Here is a 25,971-nt window from a genome sequence, read left to right on the forward strand (position 1 = left end):
GGAGGCGCGGCGAGCCCGACATGGGCAAGGACGATGCCGGGCTCGCCGTCGCGGCCACGTCGCCTGTCAGATCAAGCCGGCTTCTGGAGCTGCTTCATGGCGTATCCAATGCCGGTCTGCAACGAGCCGAACGTGTAGATGCCACCGAGGTTGAACTCGAGCTCCATGAGCGCCACGGCGACCTCCGGCCGGATGCCGGTCAGCACCACCTGCGCGCCGAGGAGCTTGACCGCCTTCACCGAGTTGACGATGCCCTGCACCGCCCGCGCATCGATCTTCCGCACGCCGGTGATATCGATGATGACGATCCGCGCCTCCCGCGCCACGACGCCGTTCAGCAGCGTCTCCATGATCTGGATCGAGCGGCGATCGTCCACGGAGCCAATCACCGGCATGGCCAGGATCTGATCCGCGATCGGCATGAGCGGCGTCGAGAGCTCCTCGAGGAGGAGCGCCTGGGTCTCCACCACCTGCTCGAGGCGCTGGCGCTCCTCCTCCTCGAGGCGCTTGCGCTCGGTGAGATCTCGCGCGACGCAGACAAGCCCCTGGCTCTCCCCGACGCTGTCGGCGATGATGGAGGTCGAGAGAGAGACAGCGGCGATCTCCCCTGTCTTCTTCTGGAACGCCGTCTCCTCGATCAGGACGCTGCTCTCGTCATCGCCCATGACGCAGGGGAACGCGGCCGGAAAGATGCTGCTCGCAGGCGCGCCCACGAGCTCCTCTGCGGCGTAGGCCGACAGGCGGCACGCCGCGGCGTTCACGCTGGTGATGGTGCCCGCCTTGTCCACCACGACGACCAGATCGCTCATCGACTGGAGGATGTTATCGACGTACTCCCTGGACACCACCCTGGAGGAGAGCTCCTCGGCCACCATGTTCAGGCCGAGCGCCAGCGCGTCCCAGGAGTCGCCTCGCTCGCTGATCTCCGCTCGCTTCGAGAAGTCGAACGACACGATGGAGTTGAGCATCACCATGATGTCGTTGAGCCGGCGCTCCAGCCGCTCCTCCCTCGCTCGCCGCTCGATCACCTCCTCCACCAGCGCCTCGGCGGCGCGCTTCGCCAGGTCGAAGCTTGCTCCGCCTGGGACCGCGCCCTCCGCTGGACTCGCCCCGAGGAGGATCGAGCAGAGCTCGGCAACACGAGAGTCGGTCGACGGCTCTCCTTCGCTCACGAACGGAACCCTTTCAACCACTCGACCGCGGCCGCCTCGTCGGAAAAAATCTTGGACGGGTTGGCGCGTCGCCCGTTGATCGCGCTGTAGACCGCGAGCCAGATGTTCGCGATCGTCGTGCTCAAGGGCGAGTCGGTCAGCATCGCCAGAGCAGGCCAGCTCGCGATCGACTCGGGGCCCCCATAGTAGGACCGGGCGTCGCGGTCAATCGCCTTCACCTTGGTGAGATCGACGAGCGCGGGCCGCCGCGCGCCGTCGCCGATCGCGCTGATACCGGCGATGACCTCTCGGGCGATCTGGAGCGTCTGATGGGTCCCGGGCGCGAACTCGACCCGAATAATCCCGTTCACCTCGTCGAGCCAGATCTTACCGGACGAGAAGGTTACCACCGTGCTGTTGTCCACCCTATTCTCCTCACGCCGGCCATCCGCTCGCGGAGACCATCCGGCCGCGAACACACCAGAACGGCCGCTCCGTACGGGTGCCCCATAAACTTCTACCGTAATTCTATCGGACAGAGTAGCGTTTCGTTGTAGACACATCGGGGCGAGCAGCACAGCTGCACGCCCGAGCAGACGCGGAGCGAAGGATCACAGGAGCGCTCCATGTACTCCGCTCTGCCTGCTGCGCGCGGCGCGGCCCCCGGGGCCCCGCGCGCCTCACCGTGGTCCTCAGGGGCGGATGTCCGCGGCGAGCAGGCACTCCCGGAGCCGCTCTGCCAGGACCCTGACGTGAGGCTCCCGGAGCATCGTGTGATGAGATCCCGGTACTTCATCGATCTCGATCGGTTGTGACGAGATCCCATCCATGGGCTGATAGAGAGTCCCGTAGGGCTCGGTCGCCGGGCCAAAGGGGCCGGGCGGCGGCTGCTCCGCTGCCCGGAAATAGACCACACGACCACCATAACAGGGCATCACGTAGGAGCGCGCGGCCCGCCCGTGAGCCGCCCCAAGCCGCTTGACCGCGGCGGCGAAGCCCGGCGCCACGCCGCGCGCTGCGCCGAGGACGAGCTCCGTCAGCTCGCCCTCGTCGAGCCGGCAGAGCTCGTCGTACGCCATCCCGGGGCGGGCCATCCTCGCGGACTCGACGAGCTGCCACAGCCGGCGCTCAGGGCTGCTCGGGATCGAGATGTAGCCATCGATCATGGCCAGGAGCGCGACGCGCTCACCGCACCTCACGAGCTGGTGGGCCATCTCGAACGCAACGAGCCCGCCGAGCGACCAGCCGCCGAGCAGGTAGGGGCCCGCCGGCTTCACGGCCCGGATGGCCTCGATATAACGCGCGGCCATGTCCTCGATCCGCTCGTCGGGCGCGGCGCCGTCGTCCAGCCCGCTCGCCTGGAGGCCGTAGAAGGGCCGCTCCGTCCCCAGGTGGCGAGCGAGCTCGGTGTAGCAGAGCACCGGCCCGCCGAACGGGTGGACGCAGAAGAACGGCGATCCCTCGCCGCCGGGCCGGATCGCGACGAGCGGCGACCTTCGCGGCGCTCCGCCGTCCTCGGGCGCGCGCTCGCCGCCCGGCGGCGCGGGCAAGCTCAGCGCGTCCAGCGCGCGCTCGGCGAGCGCCGCGACGGTCGGATGCTCGAGCAGCAGGTTGATCGGCAGCTTGACCTTGAAGCCCAGCTCGAGCCGGTCGCGGAGCTCCAGGCTCATCAGCGAGTCGAGCCCGAGATCGAGCAGGCTCGCGCCCGGCGCGATCTTCCCCGGATCGTCGAGCCCCAGCGTCTGCGCCGCGGAGGTCTGCAGCCACCCCTCCATCGCCCGCCGGCGCTCGCCGGCCGTGGCCGCCCTGAGGCGCTCGACCAGGGCGACCGCCGCCGCGCCGCCCGCGTCCGGCTCGGGGGCGGGCGCGCCGCCGGACGCGCGCGGCGCGGCCGGGGCGTCCGGCGCCTCCGGTCGCTCGCGCTCGATCCAGTGCCGCGTCCGCTGCCAGGCAACCGTCGGCAGCGAGACACAGCGCCCTCCAGCCGGATAGAGGCGCTTCCACGCGACGGCATGGCCGTGCGCGTGGAGCGCCCCGAGCGACTGCAGCAGGCACCGCCGCGCCGGGAACCCTCGCCGCAACGAGAAGACCGCATGGGCCTCCGCCCCCCGCGCGGAGAAGCACTGCTGGAGGTGGCCGGAGAGGACGGGGTGCGGGCCGACCTCGAGGAAGATCCGGTACCCCGCGGCCAGCGCGGCGTCGACGGCGCCCGCGAACCGCACCGGCTCTCTCATGTTCCTCGCCCAGTACGCCGGATCGAGCTCGCTCCCCGCGACCGGCGCGGCGGTCACCGAGCTGAACAGGGGCAACGCCGCCCTCCGTGGAGAGAGCCCGGAGAGCGCGATCTCGAGCTCGCGATCCAGCGGCGCCATCTGCGCGCTGTGGAACGCGTGGCTCACCGGTAGCAGGCGGCAGTCCACCCCGTCCTCGCGCAGGCGGCGCAGCACGTCCGAGAGCGCCTCCTCCTCGCCGGCCAGCACGGCCGAGCGCGGATCGTTGACGGCCGCGATGGTGAGACGATCGCCCGAGCCCTCGAGGACACGCGCCGCCTCCTCGGCCGGCACCGCGACGAGGGCCATCTTCCCGCGGCCCTTCGTCCGCTGCATCAGGCGCCCACGCAGCACCACCAGCCGGACGGCTTCCTCCAGGCTCAGGACGCCCGCGAGGTGCGCGGCCGCGACCTCGCCGACGCTGTGCCCGACGACCGCGCCGGGCCGGATGTCCAGGGACCGCCAGAGCTCGGTCATCGCCACCTGGACGGCGAGGAGCGCCGGCTGGGCCACCTCCGTCTCCTGCAAGCGCGAGGTCGCCTCGGGCGCATCGAGCTCGCCCAGGAGCGACCAGCCCGCGTGGCGCCGCACGAGCGCGTCGCAGGCCTCGAGCGCGGCGCGGTAGCTCGGCTCCTCCGCGAAGAGCTCCCGGTGCATGCCGAACCACTGCGATCCCTGCCCCGAGAACACGAAGACCACGCTGGCCCGCGCTCCCGGCTCGGCGACGCCCCGGGTCGCCCCCGGAGGCGCCTGTCCCTCGACGCAGGCGTCGAGGGACGCCGCGAGCTCCTCCCGGGAGCTCCCCACCACGGCCAGGCGGTGGTTGTGGTGGCTCCGCCGGACGCTCGCCGTGTAGGCGATGTCCGCGAGGCGCGGAGACGCGCCGGTGACCGGCTCGCGCAGGAGATCCCGGAACGCCCGTGCCGCCGCGAGGAGCGCCTCCGGGCTCCTCGCCGAGAGGGGCAAGAGCACGACCGGCGCCTCGCCCGCAGAGGCGGCGGTGCTCGGCGGCGCCTCCTCCAGGATCACATGCGCGTTGGTCCCGCTCAGGCCGAACGCGCTCACGCCGGCGAGGCGCGCGGCGCCGCCCGCCTTCCACGCGAGCTTGCGCGTGGGGATGACGAGCGACGTGCCCTCCAGCTTGATGCGCGGGTTGAGCGCCCTGAAGTGAAGGTTCGCCGGGATGGCGCCGTGCTGGAGGGCGAGCACGGCCTTGATCAACCCCGCCACGCCGGCGGCCGACTCGAGGTGACCGATGTTCGTCTTCACCGCCCCGAGGACACACCCGGCCTCCGTCGCACGCGGCCTCCCCACGATCTGCGCGAGCGCCTCGATCTCGATCGGATCCCCCAGCGACGTCCCCGTCCCGTGTGTCTCGACGTAACCGATCTCCGAGGCCTGCACGCCGGCGTTCTCCAGGGCCTGCTTCAGCATCGATTGCTGGGAGAGGACGTTGGGAGCGGTCATCCCCGTGGAGCGGCCGTCCTGGTTGACCGCCGAGCCCCGGATGACGGCGCAGATGGGATCGCCGTCGGCCTGCGCGTCGGAGAGCCGCTTCAGGAGCACGAGCCCGCACCCCTCGCCGCGAACGAAGCCGCTCGCCTCCGCGTCGAAGACCTTGCATCGGCCGTCCGGCGAGAGCGCCCCTGTCGTCGAGATGAGCCGCATCATCACGGGCGACAGGATGACGTTGACCCCGCCCGAGAGGGCGAGCGAGCACTCGCCGCTCCGCAAGCTCTGGCACGCGAGGTGAATCGCGACGAGCGACGACGAGCACGCCGTATCGACGGTCAGGCTCGGCCCCTGGAGGCCGAGCGTGTAGGACAGCCTGCCTGAAGGGAAAGAGAAGAAGTTGCCCGTCATGGCGTGGATGTCCTGCGCGCCGGGATCGAACGCGCCGCACAGGTGGGCGTAATCGTTGGTGCTCATGCCCAGGAACACGCCCGTGCGGGTCCCCACGAGCCGCTCCGGGACCTGCCCGCCGCGCTCCAGGGCCTCCCAGGCCACCTCGAGCAGGAGGCGCTGCTGCGGATCCATGGCCATCGCCTCCCGGGGCGAGATGCCGAAGAAGCGCGCGTCGAACAGGTCGACCTCCCGGAGGAAGGCGCCCCAGCGGACCGCGCGCGCCCGCGGATCCGGGGCCTCGTCGGGCGCCGGGTCGAGGCGCCACCGCTCGGCGGGGATCTCCGTGACCGCGTCCACGCCGTCCTCGAGCAGCCGCCAGTAGGCCTCCGGCGTCGACGCGCCGCCCGGGAACCGGCACGCCATGCCGATGACGGCGATCGGCTCGGACCTGGCGCGCGCGAGGGCGTCTCGCTCGGCTCGGAGCTCCCGGATGGTGGCGATCGCTTGCCGTAAACGAGCCTCGTAATCTGTCACCGGCGCGCTCATACCGATCTCCTCCCGCTGGCTAGCGTCAACTCCTCGTCAAGAAGGCTCAGCAGCTCACGTTCATCGAGATCGCCGAGGACATCGGCGAAGGTCCGCTGGTTCGCCTCCTCAGCGGGGGCATCGACCGCCTCGATCTCGGTGAGCAGGTGGTCGGCGAGCGACGCGATGTTCGGGTACGTGAACAGCAGCGTCGCCGAGAGGCTGAGCCCGAGGCTGGACTCGAGACGGTTGCGGAACTCGAGGCTCGTCAGCGAGTCCATCCCGAGGCTGGCGAACACCTCGAGCGGGCCGATCGTGGCCGGATCCACGCGGAGCACACGGCCGAGCTGCTCCTTCAGGTGCCCTTCCAGGCGAAACCGCCGCTCCTCGGGCAGCTCCCTCTCCAGCGCCTCGCGGACCCGGACGATGTCCGACGACCTCGGCGCCGCGCGGGCGCGCTCGCGCGTGAGCCGGTCCCAGTAGCGCCACCGCGCGACGCTCGGGTAGGACTCGAGCCACCGGTGCACGTTGAACCGGACGACCGCGATCTGGGGCATGTCCGCCGCGAGCAGGCGCTCCAGCATCCGCAGCCCGTCCGCCTCCGTGAGGCTGTCCATCCCCCGGTCGCCCACGCGGCCCATGACGTCGGCCTGCCGGACCGCGATGCCCACGTCGGAGAAGATCCCCCAGTTGATGCTCAGCGCGGGCAACCCGAGCGCGCGACGGTGATGCGCGAGGGCGTCCTGGAACGCGCTCGCCGCTGTGTAGTTCCCGTTGCCCGGCGCGCCGAGCAGCGAGGCCACCGACGAGTACATCACGAAGAAATCGAGCGGCCTGCTCGCGGTCAGGGCGTGCAGGTTCCACGCGCCGTGCATCTTCGGGGCCATGGTCTTCCAGAAGCGCTCGGCGCTCTGCTCCATCACCGTGCTGTCGGCGATGACCATGGCCGCATGGACGACCCCGCGGAGCGGCGGGGCGCGCCGCTCGATCGCCGCGAGGAGCTCGATGACCTGGTCGCGGCGCGACACGTCCGCCTGGGCCACGACCACCTGCGCGCCCCGCGCCTCGAGCGCGTCGATCGCGCGCCGCGCCTCCTCGGATGCGCCGCTGCGGCCCGCCAGCACGAGGTGGCGAGCGCCCCGGGCCACCATCCAGCGCGCCAGCGAGAGCCCGAGCCCCCCGAGCCCGCCGACGATGAGGTAGCTGCCGTCCGGCCGCAGATCGACGGCGCCGGCGAGCCTGCCCCGCAGCGCGCCGCGCGCCATCCGCGCGACGTAGCGCTCGCTCGCCCGGAGCGCGATGTGATCCTCGTCGTCCGTGGCGTCGAGCTCTCGCACGAGCGAGGCGGCCTCCTCCGGCGCGCGCGCCGGGGAGAGGTCCACGCGCGTGCACCGGAGCTCCGGGTGCTCGGAGGCGAGCACGCGGCCGAAGCCCAGGAGCGGAGCCTGCGAGACCGACACCGGCGCGGCCTCCGCCACCGCCTGCGCGCCGCGGGTCACGAGCCACAGCCTCGGCGTGTCGCGCCATCCCCTGCGCAGGAGCGCCTGCGCGAGGAACGTCGCGCTCAGCGCCCCGAGGTGCTGATCCCGCTCCAGCGTCTCCAGCGTGACGCCGTCCGCGGCCTGCGCGTCGAGGCTCCACAGGTGCACGACGCCCCGGCACGCCGGGCGGCCGCCGAACGCGTCCTCGAGCAAAAACCGGAACGCCATGGGGTCCGCGAGGTCCAGCGCGTAGAGCCCGGACCCGAGGCGCGCCGTGATCTCGCCTGTCACCGCGACGACGCAGGTGTCGCCCCGCTGGCGCAGGAGCTCCGCGAGCTCCGCGCCGGTCCCGGCCTGGTCCGCGAGCACGAGCCAGGCGCCGCGCTGGGAGCGGCCCTCGCCGTTCGCCGGCACCGGCGCGCGGCGCTCCCATTCGACGGCGTACAGCAGCTCGTCGTCGTCGGCCGGCGCCGCGAGGTGCCCCTCGGGCCAGGACGCCCGAGGGCCCTCGTCGATCCAGTAGCGCTCTCGCTGCCAGGGGTACGCCGGCAGCGAGACGCAGCGGCCTCCTGACGGATACTGCCGCTTCCAGTCCACCGGGTAGCCGTGCGCGTAGAGCGCCCCGAGCGCCTCCAGCAGGCATCGCTTCTCGTCCCGCTCCCGCCGCATCGACGGGAGCGCCGCGCCCGCGGGCGCCTTCGCGCGCAGCCCCTCCTCGATGGCGGGCGACAGGACCGGGTGCGGGCTCATCTCGATGAACAGCGCGTGCCCGTCGTCCGCGAGCCGCTGCACGGCGCCCGAGAACAGCACCGGATCCCGCAGGTTCCTCGCCCAGTAGTCCGGCCCGAGCTCCTCGCCGCGGCAGATCTCCCCGCTCACGGTCGAGCGCATGGGCACCCGCCCCGCCCCCGGCGCGAGCCCGTCGAGCGCCGCCCGCAGCTCCCCGAGGAGCGGGTCCACCTGCGGGCTGTGCGACGCGACGTCCACCTTCACGCGGCGGCAGAACCCCCCTCTCCGCGTGAGCTCCGCCAGGATCTCGTCCAGCGCGAGGGGCTCGCCGGACAGCACCGTCGACCGCTCGCTGTTGCTCACCGCCACCGACACGCTCCCCGCGTACCCGGAGATCGCCTGCCGGGCCTGATCCATGGGCAGCTCGACGAGCGCCATCGCCCCCGCGCCGCTGAGCCGCCGCAGCAGCTTGCTCCGGCGGCAGATGACGCGCGCGGCGTCGTCCAGCGTCAGCGCGCCCGAGACGTGCGCCGCCGCCACCTCGCCCATGCTGTGCCCCACCACGGCGTCCGGCTCCACGCCCCACGAGCGGAAGAGCGCCGAAAGGGCCACGCCGATCGCGAAGAGCGCTGGCTGCACGACGTCGATCTCCGCGAGGCGCGATCGCTCCTCGCCCGCGTGGAGCTCCTCCAGGAGCGACCACCCCGTCTCCCTCGCGATCGCCGCGTCGCACGCGACAAGGGCCTCGCGGAAGATCGGCTCCTCCGCGAGGAGCTGCCGCCCCATCCCCAGCCACTGAGAGCCCTGGCCCGGGAACACGAACACGACCCGGGGCCGCGCCGCCGCGCGCGCGTCTCCGCGGGCGACGCCGGCGGCCTCCTCGCCCCGCCCGTAGGCCTCGAGGAGCCCGGCGAGCTCCTGCCGCGAGCCGCCGGTGACGGCCAGCCGATGCTCGTGGTGGCCGCGCCGCGCGCTCGCGGTGTACGCGAGGTCCGCGAGGTCCACACGAGCTCCGGCGGGATCCTCGACCAGGAGCCGCCGGTAAGCCTCCGCCATGGCCGAGAGCGCGGCCGGGCTCCTCGCGGAGAGGGGGAGGAGCACGACATGCGCGCGGTCGACCGGCGCGGGCGGGGCGGGCGGCGGGGGCTCCTGCACCACGACGTGCGCGTTGGTCCCGCTGATGCCGAAGGAGCTCACCCCGGCGATCCGCGGCGCGCCTCCGGACGGCCAGGGCAGCGGCGCCACCGGGATGGCGAACGGCGTGCCTTCGAGCGAGATCCGCGGGTTCAGCGTCTGGAAGTGCAGGTGCTTCGGGATGATCTCGTGGCGCAGCGCCAGCACGACCTTGATGAGCCCCGCCACCCCCGCCGCCGCCTCCAGGTGGCCGATGTTGGTCTTCACCGAGCCGAGCCAGCAAGGCAGCCCGTCAGGCCGCGGCCCGCCCAGCACCTCCTTCAGGGCCGTGAGCTCGATCGGATCCCCGAGGGAGGTGCCGGTGCCGTGGGCCTCGACGTAGCCCACCTGGGCCGGCGAGACGCGGGCGCTCTCCAGCGCCTGCCGCAGGAGCGCCTGCTGCGAGAGCACGTTCGGCGCCGTCAGCCCCGAGGAGCGCCCGTCCTGGTTGACGGCCGAGCCCCGGACCAGCGCCCAGATCCTGTCGCCGTCCCGCTGCGCATCCGAGAGCCGCTTGAGCACGACCATGCCGCAGCCCTCTGCCCGCACGTACCCGTTCGCGGCGGCGTCGAACGTCTTGCATCGACCGTCGGGAGAGAGCGCGTGGGTCTGGCCCACCAGGCACATCGTCAGCGGGGACAGGATGAGGCTGACGCCCCCCGCGATCGCCATGTCGCTCTCGCCGCTCCGGAGGCTCTGGCAGGCGAGGTGGATCGCGACCAGCGAGGAGGAGCACGCCGTGTCCACGGTCATGCTCGGCCCCTCGAGGCCGAAGACGTAGGACAGGCGCCCCGCGGCGGTGCTCGCCCAAGTGCCGGTCGCGCAGTAGGCGTCGAGCTGCCGGGGATCGAGCGAGGCGACGCGGTGCTGGTAATCCTGGGCCGCCATGCCGACGAACACGCCGGTCCGGCTGCGGAGGAGCCGCTCGGGGGGCTGCCCTGCGTCCTCGAACGCCTCCCAGGCCACCTCGAGCAGGAGCCGCTGCTGCGGGTCGAGGCTCGTGGCTTCGCGAGGCGCGATCCCGAAGAAGCGCGTGTCGAACTCGTCGACCCTGTCAAGCAACCCGGCCCAGCGCGTCCCCGGCGGGCCGTCGGGGATCGCGTCAGCGGGCCATCGGGCCGCGGGGACCCGCTGGATCGCGTCGACGCCGTCCTCGAGCGTTCGCCAGAACGCCTCGGGATCGCCTCCGCCTCCGGGCAGCCGGCACGACAGGCCGACGATGGCGATCGGCTCGACCTCCGGCGCCGCCGCGGGCTGCGCTGCCACGCTCGGGGCGCGCGGCGCCGGCGCTGGCGGAGGCGACGCGGGTCGAGCTCCGGCGCCAGAGCCGAGCTGCTCGACGAGGTACGCGGCGAGCCCGGCGACGTGGGGGTAGGTCCAGAGCAAGGTGGACGGCAGCGAAAGCCCCAGGCCGGCCTCCAGGCCGTTGCGCAGCTCCAGGCTCATCAGCGAGTTGATGCCGAGATCGTTCAGCGGCACGTGCCGGTCGATGGAGCCCGGATCGAGCCGCAGGACCCTGCCCGCGAGCTCCCGGATGAGGCGCTCGATCAGCGAGGGCCGCTCCTCCGGCGTCGCGCCGTCGAGCATCGCCCGGAGGCGCGCGACCTCGGGCGCGCGCTGCTTCACGCGATCGCCCTCCTTGCGCAGGTGCTCCCAGAAGGGCAACGCGGCGGCGGTCGGGTAGAACTCGAGCCACCGGCGCAGGTCGAACCTCATGACGCCGGCCTGGGCCGCCCCTCCCCCGAGCAGGCGCTCCAGCGCGGCCAGCGCGTCCGCCTCGGTGAGGAGCCCCGTCCCGCTGCGCGAGAGGCGCGCCGCGGCGCCGTGGCGCGCCTCCACCGGGGTCTCCTCGGAGAAGAGGCCCCAGTCGATGCTCAGCGCGGACAGCCCCATGGAGCGCCGGTGGTGCGCGAGCGCGCCGAGGAACGCGTCGACCGCCGCGGAGCCGGCGTCGCCAGGAGCTCCGAGGAGCGGCACCGCCGAGGCGTGCAGGAGGAAGAAGTCGAGGGGCCTGTCCGCCGTCAGCTCGTGCAGGTTCCACGCCCCGCGCGCCCGCGAGGCCGCCGCGGTCCAGGAGCGGTGCACGTCGCGCTCCGGCGCGGAGCCGCCCGCGGCGGCCGGCTCCGCGTGGACGACCCCTCGGAGCACGCCGAATCGCTGCTCGATCGCCGCCACGACCTCGGCCGCCCGCGACGGCTGCGCCACGTCGACCTCGGCCACGACCACCTGAGCGCCTGCCGCTTCCATCGCGGCGATCGCGCTCCGGGCCGCCTCCGTTGCGCCGACCTCGCCGGTGAGCAGGAGGTGGCGGGCGCCCTTGTCCACCACCCACCGCGCCAACGAGAGGCCGAGCCCCTCGAGGCCCCCGGCGATCAGGTAACCGCCATCGGCGCGGAAGCTCGCGCTCGCGCCGGGGCTGGCCCCGGGGACGCCGCGCGCGAGCCGCGCCACGTACCGCGCCGCGCCGCGGAGCGCGATCCGGTCCTCGCGGTCGGCCGCGTCGAGCTCCCGGAGCAGCGCGGCGGCCTCGCCGGCCGCGGGGGTCGGGCTCAGATCGACGCGCTTGCACCGGAGCTCCGGGTGCTCGGCCGAGAGCACACCCCCGACGCCCCAGAGCGGCGCCTGGGCCACGGACACCGGCGCCGGCTCGGTCACGGCCTGCGCGCCGCGGGTCACGAGGCAGAGCTGCGGCGCGTCGCGCCACCCCCGGCGCGAGAGCGCCTGCGCCAGGGACAGCGCGCTCAGGCCTGTGAGGCGCAAGTCGCCCTCGAGCGTCTCCGGCGTCGTCGCCTCCGTCGCCGCGGCGTTCAGGCCGAGGAGATGCACGACGCCCCGGCACGCCGCATCCCCCTTGAACGCGTCGTCCAGCAGCGCCGAGAACGCCGCGCCGTCCGAGGGGTTCACCTCGTAGCGTCCGTCCCCGAGGCGCGCATAACGCTCCCCCGGAACGGCGCGCACGCACGCATCGCCGCGCTGGCTCAGGAGCGCGGCCAGCTCCTCGCCCGTGCCGGCCCGATCCAGGAGCAGGAGCCACGCGCCGCGCGACGGGCGCGGGGCCGCGGGCGGGAGCCCGGGCTGGCTGCGATGCCAGGCGACGGAGTAGAGCAGCTCCTCCGCGACCCCGGGCGCCTCGGGTGTCGCCGAGAGATCGGGCGCGGGCGCGACGCCCTCGATCCAGTACCGCTCCCGCTGCCAGGGGTACGCCGGCAGCGGGACGCAGCGCCCGCCCGACGGGTACTGCCGCTTCCAGGGCACCGGGTAGCCGTGGGCGTGGAGGGCCCCGAGCGCCTGCAGCACGCTCCGCCGCTCTCCCTGGTCACGCCGCAGCGTGGGGAGCGCCTTCCCACCCGTGCCCCGCTCCGACAGGAGCTGCTGGAGGTTGGCCAGGAGCACCGGGTGCGGGCCGACCTCCAGGCAGATCTCGTGGCCGTCCGCCCACGCCGCGGCGACAGCCCGGGCGAGCTGCACGGGCTCACGGATGTTCCGCGCCCAGTACCCCGCGTCGAGCGCCTCGCCCTCGAGGCGCTCGCCCGTCACGGTGCTGTACATCGCGAGCGACGCCCGGACCGCCGCGACCTCCCCCAGCGCGTCCCGGAAGTCTCGCTGCAAGGGCTCCATCTGCGGGCTATGGAAGGCGTAATTGACCCGCAGCATGCGGCAGGGGACCTGCCTCGCCCGCAGGCTCACCACCACCTCCTCGAGCGCGGCCGCGTCGCCGGAGAGCACCACGGAGCGAGCGTCGTTGATCGCCGCGATCGAGATCCGGTCCGCGCGCCCCTCCAGGACGGCCGCCGCCTCGTCCTCGGACAGCGCGACGGAGGCCATCTTCCCGAGGCCGGTGGCGCGCTGCATGATCCGCCCGCGGATCGTCACGAGCCGGACCGCCTCGTCCAGGCTGAGGACGCCGGCGACATGCGCGGCCGCGACCTCGCCGACGCTGTGGCCGATCACGGCGTCGGGCGTGACGCCCAGCGACCTCCACAGCGCTGAAAGGGCCACCTGCACGGCGAAGATCGCCGGCTGGACGACCTCCGTTTGATCCAGCCGCGAGGTCGCCTCGGGGGCGGCGAGCTCGGCGAGCAGCGAGAAGCCCGCGTGCTGCTTCACGAGCGGCTCGCACGCCTCGATCGCCGCGCGGAAGGTGGGCTCCTCGGCGAGCAGCTGCTGCCCCATCCCCACCCACTGCGAGCCCTGCCCCGAGAACACGAAGACCACCTGGGGCTGCCATCCGAGCACGGTCTGCCCGCTCGCCGCGGCAGGGTGCCCTTCACCACGCGCGCACGCACCGAGCGCCTCGGCCAGCTCCTCCCGGGACCGCCCCACCACGGCGAGGCGAAACTCATGATGGCGGCGCCGCACGCTCGCCGTGTAAGCGATGTCCACGAGCCGGGTGTCGGCCGGAGCGCTGCCGAGGAAGCGCTCATAGGCCTCGGCCAGGGCGGCGAGCGCCCGAGGGGTCCTCGCCGACAGGGGCAGCAGCGTGAGGGGGGCGTCCGGAAGAGCGGGCGGCGCGGCGACATCGGGCGCCTCCTCCAGCACGATATGGGCGTTGGTCCCGCTCATCCCGAACGAGCTCACGCCCGCCCGGCGGGACCGCCCCCCGCGCGGCCACAGCTCGGCCGCCGCCGTCACCGCGATCGGGAGCTCGGCCCACGGAATGCGCGGGTTGAGCGCGCGCGTGTGCAACTGCGCCGGCAGCTCCCCGCGCCCCAGCGACAGCACCACCTTCATCAGGCCGGCCACCCCCGCCGCCGACTCCAGGTGGCCGATGTTCGTCTTCACCGAGCCGATCTTGAGCGGCCGGCCTCCGGGCCTCCCCTCGCCATGGACAGCCGCGAGCGCCTCGACCTCGATGGGATCCCCCAGCGCCGTCCCCGTGCCGTGCGCCTCGACGTAATCGATGTCGCCGGGCGAGAGCCCCGCGCTCGCCAGCGCCTGTCGCACGACCGCCTCCTGCGCCTTGCCGTTCGGCACGGTGATGCCGGCGCTGCGGCCGTCGCTGTTCACGGCAGAGCCACGGATGACCGCCAGGATGCGGTCGCCATCGCGCACCGCGTCTGACAGGCGCTTCAGCACGACCATGCCGCAGCCCTCGCCCCGGCCATACCCGTCCGCGTCCGCGGAGAACGTCTTGCACCGCCCGTCCGGCGCCAGCACGTGGAGGCGCGACAGGTACACCGGGAGATGCGGGGCCAGCATCAGCTGGACCCCGCCCGCGACGGCCACCCGGCACTCCCCTCCCCACAGGCTCCGGCAGGCGAGGTGGATCGCCGTCAGCGACGACGAGCACGCCGTGTCGACGGCCATGCTCGGCCCCTCGAGCCCGAGCGCGTGCGAGAGCCGGCCCGCGGAGAAGCTCGTGAATGTCCCCGAGAGCGTGTAGGCGTCCATCGCCTCGAGGTCCGCGTGCGCCCGCTGCAGGATGCCGTAGTCGCTCGGCCCGATCCCGACGAAGACGCCTGTCAGCGGTTGCTCGCCGGGCACCACGCCCGCGTCCTCCATGGCCTCCCAGATGACCTCGAGCAGCAGCCGGTGCTGCGGATCGAGGTGGATCGCCTCCCGCGGCGCGATCCCGAAGAAGCGCGCGTCGAACCGATCGGGCGCCGTGGCCAGGAAGGCGCCCTCCCGGACAACCATCTTGCCGGCCGCGTCCGGATCGGGGTCGTAGTACGCTGCGGCGTCCCAGCGGTCCGCCGGGATCGGCCTCACGGCGTCGACCCCCTGCTCGAGCAGCCGCCAGAAGTCCTCCGGGCTCTCCACGCCCCCCGGCAGGCGGCACCCCATCCCCACGATCGCGATCGGCTCGTTCCCGGTCGCGGCGCGCCCTTCGGCGCCGCTGGGGGCCACGCCGTCCACGCCCGCGCGCTCCTCGGTCCCCGCCAGAGGAGCCTCGCCGGGGCTGCTCGGCGACAGCTCGTCGAGCAAGAAGTCGGTCATCGCGACGACGTTCGGGTGGTTGAACGTCACGCTCGACGACAGCGGCCGGCCGAGCGCGCGGCCCAGGCGCGTGCACAGCTCCACGGCCATCAGCGAATCCATGCCGAGATCGAAGAAGCCCCGGGTCGGGCTCACCTCGCCGGCCTCGGCGAACCCCAGCGTCTCGGCGACCGAGGCCTGGATCCATCGCTGGAGCATCCGGCGCCGCTCCCGCGGCGGCGCCGCCGTGAGCTCGCCGCGGAGAACGGGCTCGGCGACGCCCGGCGTGGGCTCGGCGGCGCGCGGCATCTCCGACAGCAGCGGGCGCGGGCCGCTGCTCTCGACCACCGCGCAGAACCTCGGCCAGTCGACGTCGGCCACAACCACCTGCGCCGCCCCGGCGGTCAGGCAGAAGGACAGGGCCGCCATGGCCTGCTCCGGGCCGAAGGCCCGCACCCCGCGCTCCTCGAGCGAGGCGATCGCGCCCGTCGCCATACCGCCGCCGCGCCACGGCCCGAAGCTCACGGCGAGCGCGGGCGCCCCCGCGGCGCGGCGCGCCCTGACGAGCGCGTCCTGGAACGCGTTGGCCGCCGCGTAGCTGGCCTGCCGCGCCGATCCCCACACCGAGGCGATCGACGAGAAGCACACGAACGCGTCGAGGGGCCGGTCGCGCGTCAACGCGTCGAGCACCGAGGTCCCGTGGACCTTCGGCGAGAGCACCCGGCGGAGCCCCGCGCTGTCCAGGGCCGAGAGCGGCGTCTGATCGGAGACGCCCGCCAGATGAAACACCGCGGAGAGCGGCGGCAGCCGGGCGTCGATGTCCGCGAGCACGGCGGCCATCGCCCCCGCGTCGGCCGCGTCGGCCTGCGCGACGGTCACCGACGCCCCGAGCGCCTCGAGCGACGCGATGAAGGCGCCGTCGTCGCCTGACCCTCCCTGGCGGCTCGTGAGCACGAGGTGCCGCGCGCCCCGCTGCGCCGCCCACCGCGCGACATGCCTGCCCAGCGCGCCGAGCCCCCCGGTGATGAGCGCCGTGCCCGACGTGGACCAGGCCGGCGCGCCGGCCGGCGGCCCGCCGCTGCAGCGCACGAGCCGCTCGACGAACCGCCCCGACGGCCTGAGCGCGACGTGGTCCTCCGCGTCGGGGCTCAGCACCTGCGCCAGGAGCGCGGGGACGTCGTGTTCCCCGGGCGAGGACGGCAGGTCGACGAGCCCTCCCCAGACCTCCGGATGCTCGAGCGCCAGCGTCCGGCCAAGCCCCCAGAGCGCCGCCTGCGCGGGCGCCGTGACCGGGTCGCCCGCGCCCACCGACACCGCCCCGCGGGTCACGAACCAGATCCGCGGCCGCTCGCCGCGCTCTGCCTGCAGGGCGGCGCGCAGCAAGGCCGGCGCGCTCTCGACGCTTCGCTCGAGCGCGGCGTCCAGCGTGTCCTCGCCCTGAGGCGCGGCGCCGAGGCTCCACAGGTGGACCACGCCGCGCACCGGCCCGCGCTCGGCCGCGCGCTCCGCCCACCACGCCGCGAGGCTCTCCGGCGTCGGGTCGCAGGTCCACGTCGGCTCTGCCGCGCGCCGCGCGGCGCTCCCCAGGCGGAGCCGGGAGCATGTCGCGCCCGCCGCCTCGAGCGCATCCGCCAGCCTGTCTCCTGTGACTCCCTCGTCGACGAGCGCGACCCAGTGCCCGGGCGTGGAGGAGCGCGGGCGCGGCGGCAGGGGCTGCGGCTTCCACGAGAGCTCATGGAGCCACGGCTGGATCTCCGCCTCCGCGCGCTCCTGATCCACCCTTGCCCGCAGCGCCTCGAGCACCCGGCCGACGAGGCCGAGCTCCTCGGTCGAGAGCGCCGCCGAGAGCCCGAGCTGCGCCGCGAAGGCCGCCGCGTCGGCCGACCGGAGGAGCGACGGGAGCGCCGGAGGGGGCGCGCCCGGCGCCTCGCGCCGCCGCGTGTCCCCGGGCGCCTCCAGCCAGTATCGCTTCCGCTGCCAGGGATAAACCGGCAGCGGCACGCAGCGCCCGCCCGTCGGATACATCCGGGCCCATTCGACCGGGCACCCGCGCGTGTGGAGGGCGCCCAGCGACTCGAGCAGGCAGCGCCGCTCGTCGCGGCCCCGGCGCAAGGTCGGGGCGACCAGCCCGTCGACCCCTCGCGCCGAGAGGCACCGCTGCACGTTGGCCGAGAGCACAGGGTGCGGCCCCACCTCCAGGAAGATCCGGTGTCCGGCGGTCACGGCGCTCTCGATCGCGCGCGCGAGGAGCACCGGCTCCCGGAGGTTCCTCGCCCAGTACGACGCGTCGAGCTCCTCGCCGCCGATGCCGTCGCCCGTCACGGTGCTCACCATGAGCCTGTCCGCGCGGCGCAGCGCGATCTCCCCGAGCGCGCTCGCGAGCTCCCCCCGGAACGGCTCCATCTGGGGGCTGTGGAACGCGTAGTTCACCGGCAGCTCGCGGCAGTGCACCCGGGCGCGCCGGAGCTCCGCCACCACCTCGCCGAGCGCCGCCGCGTCGCCGGACAGCACGACCGAGCCGGGGTCGTTGACGGCGGCGATCGAGAGCCGCCCCTCGTATCCTTCGAGCGCGCGCGCCGCCTGCTCCGGGGACGCCTGGACGGAGACCATCTTCCCGAGCCCGGTCGCCCGCTGCATGAGCCGTCCCCGGTGGTGGACGATGCGCACCGCCTCCTCGAGGCTGAGCGCCCCGGCGACGTGCGCTGCCGCGATCTCCCCGACGCTGTGCCCGATCACGGCGTCCGCGGCGATCCCCCAGGAGCCGAGGAGCGCCGCGAGCCCGACCTGCACCGCGAACAGCGCGGCCTGGGCCACCTGCGTCTCGTGCAGGCGCGACGAGGCCTCCGGCGCCTCGAGCGCTTCCAGCAGCGACCAGCCGGCGAGCGTCGCGAGCAGCCTGTCGCACGCCTCCACCACGTCGCGGAAGACCGGCTCCTGCCGGAGGAGCGCCCGCCCCATCCCCGGCCATTGCGACCCCTGGCCCGAGAACACGAGCGCCACCGTGGGGCGCTGCCCCGGCGGCGCCTCGCCCTGCGCCGCGCCGGCACGCGCGACGCCGCCGCGCGCGAGGTCGTCGAGGGCGCCGGCCATCTCCTCCTGCGAGCAGCCCACGACAGCCAGCCGGTGCTCGAGATGGCTGCGCCGGACGCTCGCCGTGTAGCAGACATCGCGCAGCAGAGCGCTCTCCGGCGAGCGCAGCCGGGACGCCACCGATCCCGCGAGCGCGAGGAGCGCCGGCCTGGAGCGCGCCGAGAGCACGAGCAGGTCGGGCGGGGCAGGCTCGCCCGCCTCCGCTCGTCGGGAGGCCGCGTCCGGCCCGGGAGCGCGCGGCCCCTCGATCGGCACCGGCAGGGCGTCCGGCGCGCCGGGTGAAGCCAGCCGGCGCCACGCGACAGGCGCGCCGAGCATGTACAGGGCCCCCAGCGAGTCGAGCAGGCACGCCCGGGCCGCCTCGTCCCGCCGCAGCGACGGCAGCGCGACGCCGCTCCGTCCCTTCCGGGCCAGGCTGGACGCGACGGCATGGGTGAGGACGGGGTGAGGATCGAGCTCGAGAAAGACGCTGTATCCGTCGTCGATCAGCCGATCGAGCGCGCCGGCGAGGTGCACCGGCTCCCGCAGGTTGCGCGCCCAGTACGCGGCGTCCTGCGCCGCGCCGTCGAGGCGCGCCCCCGTCACGGTCGAGTAGATCGGCGTCCCGCCGCCGCGCGGCGCGATCCCCCCGAGGGCGCGCTGGAGCTCGGGGCACAGCGCGTCCATGTGCGGGCTGTGCGAGGCGTAATCCATCCGGACCTGCCTGCCCGTCACCCCCTGATCGGCGAGCGCCTGGAGCAGCGTCTCCAGCGCCGCCGCCTCCCCCGAGACCAGGGTGGATCCCGGGCTGTTGCTCCCCGCGATCCAGAGGCGGCCCTCGTGGCCTTCGAGCGCGCGCGCCGTGTCGGCGACGGAGAGCTCCAGGACGGCCACCCCGCCCGAGCCGCTCCTCTGCCTGACCAGCCTGCCCATGGCGCAGATGACGGCGGCGGCGTCCTCGAGGGTCAACGCGCCAGCGACACAGGCCGCCGCGACCTCGCCGATGCTCTGCCCCACCACCGCATCCGGCTCGATACCCCAGGATCGCCATAACGCCGCGAGCGCGACCTGGATCGCGAAGATGGTAGGCTGGACGACGTCGGCCTCCTCGAGCAGGCGCTCGTCGCCCGTCGCCAGCGCGGCGAGCAGCGACCAGCTCGCGTGCGGCTGCATCGCCGCGTCGCATCGCTGCAGGGTCGACCGGAAGACGGGCTCATCTTGCAGGAGATCGCGCCCCATGGAGAGCCACTGCGAGCCGTGCCCTCCGAACACGAAGGCGATCTTCGGCGGCTGGCCAGTCGCCTCGCCGATCGAGCCGCCCGGCTGCGCGTGCACGGCCAGGAGGGCGTCGAGGCGCGCGGCGAGCTCTTCATGGGAGGAGACGGTGAGCGCGAGCCTGTGCTCCTCCCCCCTGTGCTCCTCCCCGCTGAGCCGCGCCGCGGCCGCGCCGCAGAGCGCCTGCACGTGGGGCCGCTCGCCGCTCGAGGTGGCGAGCGCATGGACGCGCCGGACCAGCGCCGCGAGCTCCCCTGCGCTCGGCGCGGACAGCGGCAGGAGGTGCGCATCCCGGCGCCGCGCCGCCTCGAGCACGACGTGGCAGTTGGTCCCGCCGAATCCGAAGGAGCTGACGCCGGCCAGGGCCGGCCCGTGCTCCTTCTCGGGCCACCACTCCGTCGCTCGCTGCACCGAGAGCCGCAGATCGTCGAACGGGATGTGCGGATTCGGCTGCTCGAAGTGGAGGCTCGGCTGCAGCTCCAGGTGCCGCATCGAGAGCGCGACGCGGATGAGCCCGGCGATGCCCGCGGCGCCCTCTAGGTGGCCGATGTTGGTCTTGACGGACCCGATCCGGAGCGGCCGCTCCGGCGGGCGGTCTGCGCACAGGACGGCGCTCAGCGCCCTCGCCTCGATGGGGTCTCCGAGGATGGTGCCGGTGCCGTGGGCCTCGACGTAATCGACCTGCTCCGGCCTCACCCGCGCGCGCGCGTAGGCCTCGCGGAGGAGGGCTTCCTGCGCCTTCGGGTTCGGCGCGGAGAGCCCGTTGCTGAGCCCGTCGTTGTTGACGGCGCTGCCGCGGATCACGCAGTAAATGGGGTCGCCGGCCGCGAGCGCGAGGGAGAGCGGCTTGAGCACGACCACGCCGCCGCCCTCGCCGCGGGCATACCCGTTTGCGCGCGCGTCGAAGGCCTTCGAGCGGCCGTCGGGCGCGAGCGCCCCGAACTTGGAGATGGCGACCATGCTCTCCGGGGCGACGATCAGGTTCACGCCTCCGGCGAGCGCGAGGTCGCACTCTCCAAGCCGCAGGCTCTGGCACGCGAGGTGGACCGCGACGAGCGCCGAGGAGCAGGCGGTGTTCACGTGCAGGCTGGGCCCCTGGAGGCCGAGCGCATAGGAGACCCGGGCGGCGAGGATGCTCAGGTCCTGCCCGGCGGCCGTATGCTGGACGATCGCGTCGATATGGCCGCCATTCACCCTCGCGTAATCGCCCCACATGGCGCCGAAGAACACGCCGGTCTGGCTGCCCTCGAGCGACCGCGGCGGCACGCCGGCGTCCTCCAGCGACTCCCACGAGAGCTCCAGCATCAGCCTTTGCTGGGGGTCCATCTGGACGGCCTCGCGTGGCGAGATATCGAAGAATTGCGGATCGAAATGGTCGACCTGGTCCAGGAACCCGCCACGGCGCGCGCTCATCTTCCCGGGAGCGCCGGGATCGGCGCTGTAGAGCGCGTCGACCTCCCACCGCCCCGGAGGGACGTCGGAGGTCGCGTCCACGCCGCCCCGCAGGAGCCGCCAGAAGGCGTCACGGTCCGGCGCTTGCGGGAACCGGCAGGCGACACCGACGATGGCGATGGGCTCGGCGCCCCGCGCCCCGAGTGCCCCCTCACCCGGGCGCGCGCCGCGAGGAGCAGGCGAGAGGCTCGGTCCCTCGGCCACGTGACGCGCCAGCCGCTCGATCGTGGGGCACTCCCATATCAGCGTGGGGTGGAGCGGCCGCCCGATGGCCTCCCCCAGCGCGGCGATCAGGCTCATCGCAGCCATGGAGTCGAGCCCGCAATGGCTGAACCGCGCACCGGGATCGATCGACCGTGGCGGCGCGCCCGAGCGCTCCGCGATCCTCTCCGTGAGCCATTTCTGTACCTCGGCAAGGGTGGAGCGCTGCGTCAGTGGGTCGCGCGACATAGCCGTCTCCTTCAGGAGAGGTGAAGAGACCTCGCCTCCGATGGAGCTCCGGCGCCGGCCAGATCTCAGGGCCGAGACACCGAGAGCACAGCCCCTCCCCCATGGCAATCATTACAGGAAACAAGGGCTTACGCAAGTTTAGTTAAATGTATTGCCGATCAGTAACCAATCAAACGTTCGCGAATGCCATGAGCGGAGTTTAACGATGATTTATGCAGAATTCGTGGATCAACTCGAGTTGTCGTGTCGCTCGGGTCGCTCGGGTCGCTCGGGTCGCCCGGGTCGCGCCGCGCCGTGACGAACCCGGAGGTGCTCACGGGCTTGCTGGAAAAATGCGCCATGCACCTCGCTCCCGGTCGGGAGGGCGGAGACCGTCGGTTTTTTCGGGGAGCTTCTGGCGCCGTGGCTTGCAGAGCGAATTAAGGTCGAGACAGTCACGTATCGATTCCAATCTACTGGAGCAGCATGAGCACTCCATTGTCAATCGTATCCGCGCGTTGGCGCGGCTGGCGAGCGGCTCCGACAAGATGAGCTGATGTAATCACCATCCCCCGCCCCCATCGATCATCGAAGCTCGCGGGCGAGGAGCAGGACGCCGGGACAGAGCCCTGGATCGAGTGCGGCCCCGCTCAACGCCGGAGCCGCCGGCGAGGCGTCACCCCACAGGCACGCGGCCGCTGCCGATGTCCTCGGTCTCGGCGCATCTCCGGCTCGGAGGCACGACCAGCGAAGGACCGCCCCCTTCGCCCTTCGCCAGCTCACCACCCCCCCACGTCGGATTCTTGCTCCGCACGGCAAATGCCGCGCATCCGTCGCGCCAGCGAGATCCGAACCAGCCCGGGGTTCCGCTGCACGTCGGGCGTGACGTCGGCGAGTCGGATCAACTACAAGGGGCGCCGGAGGCTACCCCCATGTCCATCACGTTCTATTACTCTCCGATGTCCAGCGCCGGGCGCATCAGCCTGTCGCTCGCCGAGCTCGACCTCCCCCACGAGGCCGTCCGGGTCGACCTGCGCGCCGGAGACCAGAAGAAGCCGGCGTTCCTCGCCCTCAACCCCAATGGCAAGGTGCCGACCCTCGTGATCGACGGCACCCCGATGTTCGAGGCGGTGGCGATCCAGATCGCCCTCGGCGAGCGCTACGGCGTCCAGAAGGGCCTGTGGCCGGCCCCCGGCTCGCCCGAGCAGCTCACGGCCCTGACCTGGCTCGTCTGGGGCCAGGTCAGCCTCGCCGCCGCCCTGTTCCGCTACATCGCGAACACGAGCGACTATTTCGCGGAGGAGCTGCGCGACGCGAAGCAGGCCGAGCAGGCCCTGACCGAGACGCGCGGCCTGCTCCGCATCCTCGACGGCCACCTCGCCGGCCGCCCGTACCTCACCGGCGAGCGCTGTACCCTGGCGGATCTCGACCTCGCGTCCGTGCTCGGCTGGGGCCTCCCGGCGGCGAAGATCGACGTCTCCGAGCAGAAGCACCTGCAGGGCTGGCTCGGCCGCATGATGGAGCGACCGGCCGTCAAGGCGGCGATGGTCGAGACCTGAGCCCGCGGGCGCCCCGCTCGCCGAGCGGGCGAGGCGCCCCCTCCCCTGCGCCGCCCGCGCCGCCAGGACCGACTGTCATCCAGCGCTGTCGGCGCGCTGTCGGGCCCCGCGCCCGGGCGCCCTTGCGCGCGCCCGACCCATGCTAGAACTCGGCCGCAATGACGGTCCTCCAGGTCGCCGACCTCAGCTTCGGTTACGGCGCCGACAAGCTCTTCCAAGGCATCACCTTTTCCCTGGAGCCAGGCCAGCGCGCCGCGCTCGTCGCGCCGAACGGCGCGGGCAAATCGACGCTGCTCCGCCTCGTCGCCCGCGAGCTCACCCCCGATACGGGCTCGGTCGTGATCCGCAAGGGGATCCGGGTCGCCTACTTCCGGCAGTCGCACGAGCTCCACGCCGCGGGCACGGTGCTCGAGGCCTTCCTCTCCGGGTTCTCCGAGGTCCTCGAGCTGCGCCACGCCCTCACCGCGGCGCAGCACGACGCCGCCAGCGGCAGCGAGGCCGACCTCGCCCGGCTCAGCGACCTCACCGATCGGTACCACATCGTCGGCGGCGACGACCTCGAGCGCCGCGTCGAGATCATCGCGGCCCACCTCGGGTTCTCGCCCGCCGACATGGAGCGCCCGGTCGAGAGCCTGTCCGGCGGCGAGCGCGGGCGCCTGCAGCTCGGCGTCGTGCTCGCCATCGAGCCCGACCTCCTCCTGCTCGACGAGCCCACGAACCACCTCGACATCGAGACCATCACCTGGCTGGAGAAGCACCTCGCGGGCCTCGGCGGCGCGCTCCTCTGCGTCTCGCACGACCGCGCCTTCCTCGACGCCGTCTGCCCGAACACGATGGAGCTCGGGCAGCGCAGCTTCCGGGTCTACCCGCTCAAGTACAGCGACTACGCGGTCGCCCGCGAGGAGGACCTCGCCCGGGAGCGGGAGCTCGCCGAGCGGCAGGAGGCGTTCGTCGCCAAGACCGAGGACTTCATCCGGCGCAACATCGCCGGCCAGAAGACGAAGCAGGCGCAGAGCCGGCGCAAGATGCTCGACAAGCTCGAGACCGTCGACCGGCCCGAGGACGTCTGGGCGGTCGCCGAGAAGGTCCGGTTCCGGTTCGCGCCCGCCCCGCGCAGCGGGGACATCGTGCTCGACGCGCGCGGGCTCGGCGCCTCCCGCGGCGGGCGCACGCTCTTCTCCGGCGTCGACCTCCTCCTCCGGCGCGGCGACCGCGTCGGCGTCGTCGGCCCCAACGGGACCGGCAAGTCGACGCTGCTCAAGCTGCTCGCCGGCGCGGGCGCGCCCGAGGACGCCGGCGACGTGCGGCGCGGGACGAACCTCTGCCAGGGCTACTTCGACCAGCACCTCGGCTCGCTCGACCCGTCGAAGACCGCGGTCGAGGAGATCCGCAGCGTCCGCGCCGACATGAACGTCGACGCGACGCGCCAGTACCTCTCGCGCTTCCGCTTCTACGGGGACGACGCGCTCCGGAAGGTGCAGGGCTTCTCGGGCGGCGAGCGGAGCCGGCTCGCGCTGGCGAAGCTGCTGCTCGAGCCGCGCAACCTGCTCTTCCTCGACGAGCCGACGAACCACCTCGACATCCCCGCCGCCGAGATCCTCGAGGAGGCGCTCACGGGCTTCGAGGGCACGGTGCTGCTCGTCTCGCACGACCGGCGGTTCCTGGAGCAGGTGACGACGCGCACCGTCGCCGTGCGCGAGGGGCGCGTGGACATCTATCCCGGCGGCTTCCGCGACTACCGCGACAACCTCGAGAAGCTCGCGGCCGAGGCGGCGGCGCGCGAGGCGGAGGAGCGCGCGGCGGCCGGAGGCCGGCGCGGGGCGCAGCGGGGCGCGAGCGGGCCCGCGCCCGCGCCGCGCGAGGAGCCGGCGAGGGGCGCCGCGGCCGACAAGGGCGCGAAGCCGGGCCGCGCGGTGCGGCGGAGCGGCGCCACGATGCCGCCGCCGGACGCGGGGGGCGCGGGGGACGCGGGGGACGCGGCGGCGCGCCGGCGGACGTTCGAGAGCGACAAGGCGGCGGCGCGGGCCGCGGAGCGCAAGCGCAAGCGGGTGAAGGAGCTCGAGGCGGAGATCGCGGCCGGCGAGGCGAAGCTCGCCGAGATGCGCGAGACGCTGAAGAAGGACCCGGGCGGCGACTGGGCGAAGCTCGCGGCGGCGGCGCGCGAGGAGCAGGCGCTCGCGAAGCGCGTCGACGCGGCGATGGCGGAGTGGATGGCGCTCAGCGAGGAGCTCGGGGCCTCGGCGGCGACGGTGGGAGGCGAGGCGTGAGGCCGGCGCCGGGCGGCGGGCGCGGGGCGCGGGGCACGAGCGGCGTGCGCGGCGCGTGCGTCGCGTGGACGGCCGGCGCCCGGCTCGCGGCGGTCCTGCTGGCGCTCGCCGCGGCGGCGCTCGCGCCGGCGTGCAAGGAGCAGCGCGACGACGGCACCGCCCCGGCGCAGGCCTCCGCCGAGCTGCCGCCGCTCGAGCTGCGCGACGAGACGGCGAGCCTGATGCTCACGTGGGTCGACGAGAAGGGCGACACGCACGTCGAGCTCCACCCGGCCGACGTGCCCGCCGAGGGCCGCTCGATGGTGCGCGCCATGCTCTCGGACCGGACGGAGGGGACGCGCGACGTGTTCTACGTCGCGGATCTGACGCAGAAGCGCCCGGACGGCACGTATGCGGTCCGGACGATGCCGCGGCGGGAATGGGAGTCGCTGCTGGAGAAGCGGCGCGCCGAGCACATCGCGAAGACGGCGCCCCCGCCCGCGGCGGCGCCGGGCCCCGGCGGCTCTGCGGGCGCGGGCGCGCCGGCGGCGCCGAGCCAGCTCGCCGGGGTCACGGTGATCATCTACGGCGCGTCGTGGTGCAAGCCGTGCCACCAGGCCGCGGACTACCTGCGCGCCAAGGGCGTCGCCGCGGTCGTCAAGGACATCGAGGAGGACGCTGCCGCGGCCGCCGAGATGCAGGACAAGCTCGCGAAGACCCACCAGCGCGGCGGCAGCATCCCGATCATCGACGTGCGGGGGCAGATCCTCGTCGGCTTCAGCCCGAGCGCGCTCGACCAGGCGCTGGCGAGAGCGGGGCGCGGGACGACGCTCTGAGGCGCGGCGAGGCGC

General features: G+C 73.7%; 7 protein-coding genes. 3 read left to right on the plus strand and 4 right to left on the minus strand.

Going from position 1 to position 25,971, the window contains the following annotated elements; genetic code table 11:
- Positions 1 to 71: 71 nt before the first annotated feature.
- From WME75_RS34350 to WME75_RS34365, 4 genes are all read right to left on the minus strand, one after another.
- Positions 72 to 1,172 carry a PAS domain S-box protein gene (locus WME75_RS34350; protein WP_437479727.1) on the minus strand — a complete coding sequence of 367 codons (1,101 nt, stop codon included), beginning with the start codon at positions 1,170 to 1,172 and terminating at the stop codon, positions 72 to 74.
- Positions 1,169 to 1,576, minus strand: coding sequence for a DUF7793 family protein (locus WME75_RS34355; RefSeq protein ID WP_437479729.1), 408 nt, complete (start codon positions 1,574 to 1,576; stop codon positions 1,169 to 1,171). The genes WME75_RS34350 and WME75_RS34355 overlap by 4 nt, the downstream gene beginning before the upstream one ends.
- Positions 1,577 to 1,843: 267 nt before the next feature.
- Positions 1,844 to 5,800 carry a type I polyketide synthase gene (locus tag WME75_RS34360; protein ID WP_437479732.1) on the minus strand — a complete coding sequence of 1,319 codons (3,957 nt, stop codon included), beginning with the start codon at positions 5,798 to 5,800 and terminating at the stop codon, positions 1,844 to 1,846.
- Between the two features lie 8 nt (positions 5,801 to 5,808).
- The gene (locus WME75_RS34365; protein WP_437479735.1) at positions 5,809 to 21,336 is read right to left on the minus strand and encodes an SDR family NAD(P)-dependent oxidoreductase; all 15,528 of its coding nucleotides are present in this window, start codon (positions 21,334 to 21,336) and stop codon (positions 5,809 to 5,811) included.
- A 911-nt stretch (positions 21,337 to 22,247) separates the two neighbouring features.
- Between WME75_RS34365 and WME75_RS34370 the strand changes: the two genes are divergently transcribed.
- The 3 genes from WME75_RS34370 (at position 22,248) to WME75_RS34380 (ending at position 25,956) form a co-directional block, all read left to right on the plus strand.
- Entirely contained in the window at positions 22,248 to 22,874 is a 627-nt protein-coding gene (locus tag WME75_RS34370; protein WP_437479738.1) for a glutathione S-transferase family protein, read from the plus strand.
- Positions 22,875 to 23,032: 158 nt separating this feature from the next.
- Complete coding sequence (locus WME75_RS34375; protein ID WP_437479740.1) at positions 23,033 to 25,141, plus strand: ABC-F family ATP-binding cassette domain-containing protein; 2,109 nt, start codon at positions 23,033 to 23,035, stop codon at positions 25,139 to 25,141.
- Positions 25,138 to 25,956, plus strand: a complete 819-nt coding sequence (locus WME75_RS34380) for a glutaredoxin domain-containing protein (RefSeq protein WP_437479743.1) — start codon at positions 25,138 to 25,140, stop codon at positions 25,954 to 25,956. Before WME75_RS34375 ends, WME75_RS34380 begins: the two co-directional genes overlap by 4 nt.
- Positions 25,957 to 25,971: the final 15 nt, after the last annotated feature.

Origin of the sequence: Sorangium sp. So ce1014 (genome assembly GCF_051521505.1) — a bacterium.
Lineage (GTDB): Bacteria > Myxococcota_A > Polyangia > Polyangiales > Polyangiaceae > Sorangium.